The organism is Streptomyces sp. SM1 (assembly GCF_002910825.1).
Classification (GTDB): Bacteria; Actinomycetota; Actinomycetes; order Streptomycetales; family Streptomycetaceae; genus Streptomyces; species Streptomyces okerensis.
In genome coordinates, this window is record NZ_NEUB01000850.1 from 1 (window position 1) to 4,855 (window position 4,855).

Below are 4,855 nucleotides of genomic sequence, written 5' to 3' on the forward strand. Positions count from 1 at the left end.
CTCGCGGTCCCGGCCGTGCGGCAGGGCGGGGAGAACCGAGCGTGCCACCACGACCCGGTGTTCCAGCTCGGCCCACATCTGCGGGCGTTGCCGGACACCGGAGTCCCGCAGTTCCTCGTACACGTAGTCGTAGAGTTCCTGCACGCCGATCAGGCCGTCCCGGTCGCGGTCCGCCTCACCGCTGCGCAGGCCTTCGATCAGGGCTCCGGTGAACCGGGAGGGCTCGGGGCCCAGTTCGGTGACCCGCTCGCCCTCCCACGCGTACTCCGTGCGGTTGGTCGCGGTGAGCACCACGCGGCCGTGCCCCGCCAGTTCGTCCCTGACATGGACCGTGGTGTCGCCCTTGCCGCCGGTCAGGAAGGCGCCGCTGTAGCAGCAGTCGAGGAGCAGGACGATCGACCGCGCCCGGCACTGGCTCATCTGCCGTTGCACGAACCGGGCGGGCACGGAGGTGGAGGCGAGCAGTCGCCGGTCGGTGTCCCCGGTGGCGAAGTGCAGTTCGCCGTTGTCGTTCTTGAGACCGTGGCAGGAGAGGTGGAGCAGGAGCAGATCGTCCCGGCGACGGTCGAGGAAGAACCGTTCGACGGCCCGCGTCACCTCGTGATGGGGGCGGTCGACGACCCTGTCGACCTCGAAGTCGCCGATCCTCGGGTCCTCGAGCACCTCCGCCAGCGCCAGGGCGTCTCCGGCGGGGGAACGCAGCCGGCTCAGGGCCTGGCTGTCGTAGGTACCCGTCGCGACGAGCAGCGCGTGGCGGCCTCCGGGCATGGTCGTACGTCCGTCAGCCGGCCCGGCCGCCGGCGGGTCCCGGACCCCGGTTGCCGGCCCTCTCCGGTTGCGGCTCCGGTTCCGGTTCACGACCGTCGTCGGCCGGTTCCGGCTGCCGGCCGTGCGCGGCCAGGAAGGCGTCGATGAGCCGCTGCTGGTCGGCGGAGGAGACGGCCTCCAGGTCCAGGCTGTCCTCGCCCAGGGTGATGCTGACCGTGCGCACCGGACGGGTCTCGATCCACGTCCGCACCAGGTCGAGCACCGAGCGCAGCAGGAAGGGGGCCGCGGTCACGGCGAGCGCGCCGGCCGCGATCGCGTCCACCGGCTTGGCCCCGTCGGGGACGGTTCCGGAGCGGCTCAGTTCGACGCCGTCGACGTCCAGTTCGAGCAGCCGCTCACGCAACTGGACCGTCAGCTCGTCGAGTTCCTCCTGGTCACTGTCCTGGCTGCCGGCCAGGACAAGCTGCAAGCGCTCCGTGCGGTCCACCGCCACCCCCGTCGTCCGGTGAGGTTTCAGCGTACAACGGGGGCGACGACGGGGGCCGCATCCCCGACACGGGGATGCGGCCCTCAACTACTCGGCCCTGCCTCTTACTTGCGGATCAGGCTGCGCAGCACGTACTGCAGGATGCCGCCGTTGCGGTAGTAGTCGGCCTCACCGGGGGTGTCGATGCGGACGACCGCGTCGAACTCGACGCCCTTGTCGGTGGTGACCTTCACCGTGCGCGGGGTGGTGCCGTCGTTGAGCTCGGTGACGCCGGAGACGGAGAAGGTCTCCTCGCCGGTCAGACCGAGGGACTCGGCGGTGTGGCCCTCCGGGAACTGCAGCGGCAGGACGCCCATGCCGATGAGGTTCGAGCGGTGGATGCGCTCGTAGGACTCGGCGATGACGGCCTTGACGCCGAGCAGCGCGGTGCCCTTGGCGGCCCAGTCGCGGGACGAGCCGGAGCCGTACTCCTTGCCGGCCAGGACGACCAGCGGGATGCCCTGCTCGATGTAGTTGCGGGAGGCGTCGTAGATGAACGACACGGGGCCGTCCGCCTGGGTGAAGTCGCGGGTGTAGCCGCCCTCGGTGCCCGGCGCGATCTGGTTGCGCAGGCGGATGTTGGCGAACGTACCGCGGATCATGACCTCGTGGTTGCCGCGGCGGGAGCCGTAGCTGTTGAAGTCGCGGCGCTCGATGCCGTGCTCCGTGAGGTACTTGCCGGCCGGGGTGTCGGCCTTGATGGCGCCGGCCGGGGAGATGTGGTCGGTGGTGACCGAGTCGCCCAGCTTGGCGAGGACGCGGGCGCCGGAGATGTCCTCGACCGGGGCCGGCTCCATGCCCATGCCCTCGAAGTACGGGGGCTTGCGCACGTAGGTGGACTCGGAGTCCCACTCGAAGGTGTCGCCGGTCGGGATGGGCAGCGCCTGCCACTGGGCGTCACCGGCGAAGACGTCGGCGTAGGACTTGGAGAACATGTCCTCGCCGATGGCGTTCGCCACGACGTCGTTGACCTCGGCCTCGGAGGGCCAGATGTCCTTCAGGAAGACCGGGTTGTTGTCCTGGTCGTATCCGAGGGCCTCGCGGGTGATGTCCACCTTCATGGAACCGGCGAGCGCGTAGGCGACGACCAGCGGCGGGGACGCCAGGTAGTTCATCTTGACGTCGGGGTTGATCCGGCCCTCGAAGTTGCGGTTGCCGGAGAGCACCGACGTCACGGCCAGGTCGTGCTCGTTGACCGCCTGGGAGACCTCGTCCGGCAGCGGGCCGGAGTTGCCGATGCAGGTGGTGCAGCCGTAGCCGACGAGGTTGAAGCCGACCTTGTCGAGGTACGGGGTCAGGCCCGCCTTCTCGAAGTAGTCGGTGACGACCTTGGAACCCGGGGCGAGGGTGGTCTTGACCCACGGCTTGCGGGTCAGGCCCTTCTCCACCGCCTTCTTGGCCACCAGCGCGGCGGCGACCATGACGTACGGGTTGGAGGTGTTGGTGCAGGAGGTGATCGCCGCGACCGTCACCGCCCCGTGGTCGAGCGTGTAGGTCGTGCCGTCGGCGGCGGTGACCTCGACCGGGTGGGACGGGGCGCCGTTGGAGATGGCCGGGGAGTCGGAGGCCGGGAAGGACTCCTTGCTGGCCTCGTCGACGTCGCCGCCGTCCTTGACGTAGGTGCGTACGTCCTGGCTGAACTGGGCCTTGGCGTCGGCGAGGACGATACGGTCCTGCGGGCGCTTCGGGCCGGCGATCGACGGGACGACCGTGGACAGGTCCAGCTCGAGCTTCTCGGAGAAGTCCGGCTCGGCCTGCGGGTCCAGCCAGAGGCCCTGCTCCTTGGCGTACGCCTCGACGAGGGCGACCTGCTGGTCGCTGCGGCCGGTCAGGCGCATGTAGTTCAGCGTCTCGTCGTCGATCGGGAAGATCGCGGCGGTGGAGCCGAACTCCGGCGACATGTTGCCGATGGTGGCGCGGTTGGCGAGGGAGGTGGCGGCCACGCCCTCGCCGTAGAACTCGACGAACTTGCCGACGACGCCGTGCTTGCGCAGCATCTCGGTGATGGTGAGCACGAGGTCGGTGGCGGTGGTGCCGGGCTTGAGCTCACCGGTGAGCTTGAAGCCGACGACGCGCGGGATCAGCATGGAGACGGGCTGGCCGAGCATGGCGGCCTCGGCCTCGATGCCGCCGACGCCCCAGCCGAGGACGCCGAGTCCGTTGACCATGGTGGTGTGCGAGTCGGTGCCGACCAGGGTGTCGGGGTAGGCCTTGCCGTCACGGGTCATGACGACGCGGGCCAGGTGCTCGATGTTCACCTGGTGGACGATGCCGGTGCCGGGCGGGACGACCTTGAAGTCGTCGAAGGCGGTCTGGCCCCAGCGCAGGAACTGGTAACGCTCGCGGTTGCGGCCGTACTCCAGGTCGACGTTCTGCTTGAAGGCGTCGGGGGTGCCGAACTTGTCGGCGATGACGGAGTGGTCGATGACCATCTCGGCCGGGGAGAGCGGGTTGATCTTGTTCGGGTCGCCGCCCAGCTCCTTGACGGCCTCACGCATGGTGGCGAGGTCGACGACGCAGGGAACGCCGGTGAAGTCCTGCATGATCACGCGGGCCGGCGTGAACTGGATCTCCTGCGCCGGCTGGGCCTGGGAGTCCCAGCCGCCCAGGGCACGGATGTGGTCGGCGGTGATGTTGGCGCCGTCTTCGGTGCGGAGCAGGTTCTCCAGCAGCACCTTCAGGCTGTAGGGAAGGCGCGCGGAGCCCTCGACCTTGTCCAGCCGGAAGATCTCGTACGACTCGTCGCCCACCTGCAGCGTGCTGCGGGCGTCGAAGCTGTTCGCCGACACGACAGTCTCCTTCATTGATGTGCGCGTACGTACCACCGCATCCTGCCGCCACGCCACCCTGGCCAGTCCGCTAAGGTAAGGCTAAGTTAAGTAACCCTCACCAGGGTGGCGGCTGCGGTGCGCCTCGGCAGATATCTCGATGTCGAGATAACTCTAGTACACGCGGACGGAATGGTCATGCCCGGGCCCGGTCGCCTGCTTCAGTCAACCCGCTCGCGCGAGTGATCGCACGGGGATGCCCCCCTGCCCCGGCCGGCGGCGAACGCCACCCGTTCTCACGGGTACCCGGAGCGCGCACCCCCATGGCCGGCGCCCGCACACCGCCGTCCACGGATGTCCGGCGAGCGAGGGCGGGGGCGAGGGCGGAGTTCGGGCGGCGCGGCACGCGAGGGCCGACGGGGGGGGGTGCCTCTATGTCCTTCGTCAAGGCACCCTTGTCGGGTTTGGGGTGGTTCGGTGTTGCTGGGGTTATGCGGCGAGCTCGACGTCTTTCGGTGTCCGGGGTTCGTAGAAGGTGCCGTCGCGGAGCATGGCGAACAGGACGCTGATGCGCTGGCGGGCGAGGCGGAGGAGGGCTTGGGTGTGGGTCTTGCCGCGGGCTCGCTGGCGGTCGTAGTAGGTGCGGGAGGCCGGGTCGGCGTTCATGCAGGCGAAGGCGGACAGGAACATCGCCCGTTTGAGTTGCCGGTTGCCGCCTCGGGGTGCGTGTTCGCCGTGGATGGAGGTGCCCGACTGCTTCGTGGTGGGGGCCAGTCCGGCGTAGGAGGCGAGG

General features: G+C 69.5%; 4 protein-coding genes. All 4 read right to left on the minus strand.

The genetic code is table 11. The features are described from left to right. Positions 1-768 (minus strand): caspase family protein (locus B9S61_RS27680; protein WP_146064965.1); only part of this gene is annotated, 768 nt, incomplete at its 3' end. A gap of 13 nt (positions 769-781) precedes the next feature. After that, positions 782-1,237, minus strand: a complete 456-nt coding sequence (locus B9S61_RS27685) for a hypothetical protein (protein ID WP_219819965.1) — start codon at positions 1,235-1,237, stop codon at positions 782-784. Positions 1,238-1,359: 122 nt separating this feature from the next. After that, positions 1,360-4,083: an aconitate hydratase AcnA gene (gene acnA, locus B9S61_RS27690; protein ID WP_103544682.1), complete on the minus strand. Its 2,724-nt coding sequence runs from the start codon at positions 4,081-4,083 to the stop codon at positions 1,360-1,362. Between the two features lie 468 nt (positions 4,084-4,551). Next, positions 4,552-4,855, minus strand: a 304-nt coding sequence (locus B9S61_RS27695; RefSeq protein WP_146064897.1) for a transposase, incomplete at its 5' end; no start/stop codon positions are given.